Below are 1,625 nucleotides of genomic sequence, written 5' to 3'. Positions count from 1 at the left end.
GGATGTCTCGATGAATCGTGAGCGCCTGCTGCGTGCGGCGGCGGATTTTGTCAGTCGGCGGCCGGCTGCCTCTCAGGATGAGATTGCGGCCGCGGTGGGGGTGAGCCGGGCGACGTTGCATCGTCAATTCTCTGGGCGCGAGGCGTTGCTCGAGGCGCTGGATCGCCTTGCCATCAGTGAACTGCGCGCGGCGTTGGAGACCTCGGGCTGGCAGGACGGTTCACCGGTCGACGGGTTGCGGCGGTTGGTCGGGGCCTGTGAACCGGTAGCCGGCTATGTGGCGTTGCTGCACGCCCGAAACGAGGCAGCGGAGAGCCGAAAGTCCAGAGCGGGCTGGGATGAGATCACCGCCGAGATCGAGGAGTTCTTTCTGCGTGGCCAACGCGAAGGCGTGTTCCGTCCTGATGCGACCGCAGTCTGGCTCACCGAGGCGTTTTTGAATCTGGTGTCGGGGGCGGGGTGGTCGATCCAGCTCGGACGCGCTGCCAGCCGCGACTTTTCCCGGATGATCACCGAGTTGATGCTGCACGGCGTGCGGGCTCCGACCCGCGGCAATCTCCCCGCGCCGCTGACCGGGTTCGTCGGACGGGAGGCCGAACTTGACGAGTTGGCCGAGCTGTTTGCGGCCTCACGTGTGGTCACGCTGACCGGGATCGGCGGCATCGGCAAGTCGACCCTGGCCTTACAGGCTGCCCGTCAACGCCTCGCCGACTTCGACGGCGGGGTTTGGCTGATCGAACTCGGTGAACTCAGCGACGGCGAACTGCTGGCTCAAGTGGCCGCCGCTGCCCTGGGCATTCGTGATCAAAGCACCCGCCCGCTGCTCGAGGTGATGGTCGAAGCGCTCGCCGACCGTCAGGCACTGCTGGTGCTCGATAACTGCGAACACGTCCTGGATGCGACGACTCAGTTCGTCCAGAGACTGCTGGCGGGCTGTCCCCGGCTGCAGATTCTGGCGACCAGCCGCGAAGTGCTCGACGTCGATGGCGAAGCGGTGCTGGCGGTTCCTCCCCTGCCCGTTCCCGACACCGATCACCTGCCCAGTCACGAGGTGCTGGCCCGCTGCGACGCCGTGGCGTTGTTTCTCAAGCATGCCCGCGCCACCCAGCGCAGTTTTGCGCTCACCGAGCGCAACGCCCTGGCGGTGGCGCGGATCTGCAACCAGCTCGACGGGCTGCCGCTGGCCATCGAACTGGCCGCGCCGCTACTGCGGACGATGGCCGTCGAACAGATCGCCGCACGAATCTCCAACCGGTTCAAGCTGCTCTCCCACAGCAAGCGCGGAGCCCCTAGCCGCCAGCAGACCCTGGATTACTGCATCAGCTGGAGCTACCAGCGCTGCACCGATATCGAACGACAACTGTGGGCGCGGTTATCGGTGTTCGCCGGCTGCTTCGAACCCCAAGCCGTGCAACACATCTGCGCCCCGGACATGCCCGACGACAAACTCCTGGACACGCTGTGCGCGTTGCAGGACAAATCCATCATCATCCGCACCCCCGCTGACGACGTCGTGTGTTTCCGCCAACTGGCCACACTGCGTGAATACGGCCACCACCAACTCAGCTCACACGAACAAACCGAACTGCGCCACCGCCACCTCGACTGGTACCGCCAACTCGCCG

At 65.6% G+C, this 1,625-nt stretch carries 1 protein-coding gene; it reads left to right on the top strand.

What is annotated here, in order from left to right; translation table 11 throughout:
- The coding region (locus AWC08_RS32195; protein WP_244906558.1) for an NB-ARC domain-containing protein at positions 1–1,625 on the top strand (1,625 nt) is incomplete at both ends.

This window comes from Mycobacterium gordonae (assembly GCF_002101675.1).
GTDB lineage: Bacteria > Actinomycetota > Actinomycetes > Mycobacteriales > Mycobacteriaceae > Mycobacterium > Mycobacterium gordonae.
This window is presented reverse-complemented; position numbering and strand designations above follow the sequence as displayed.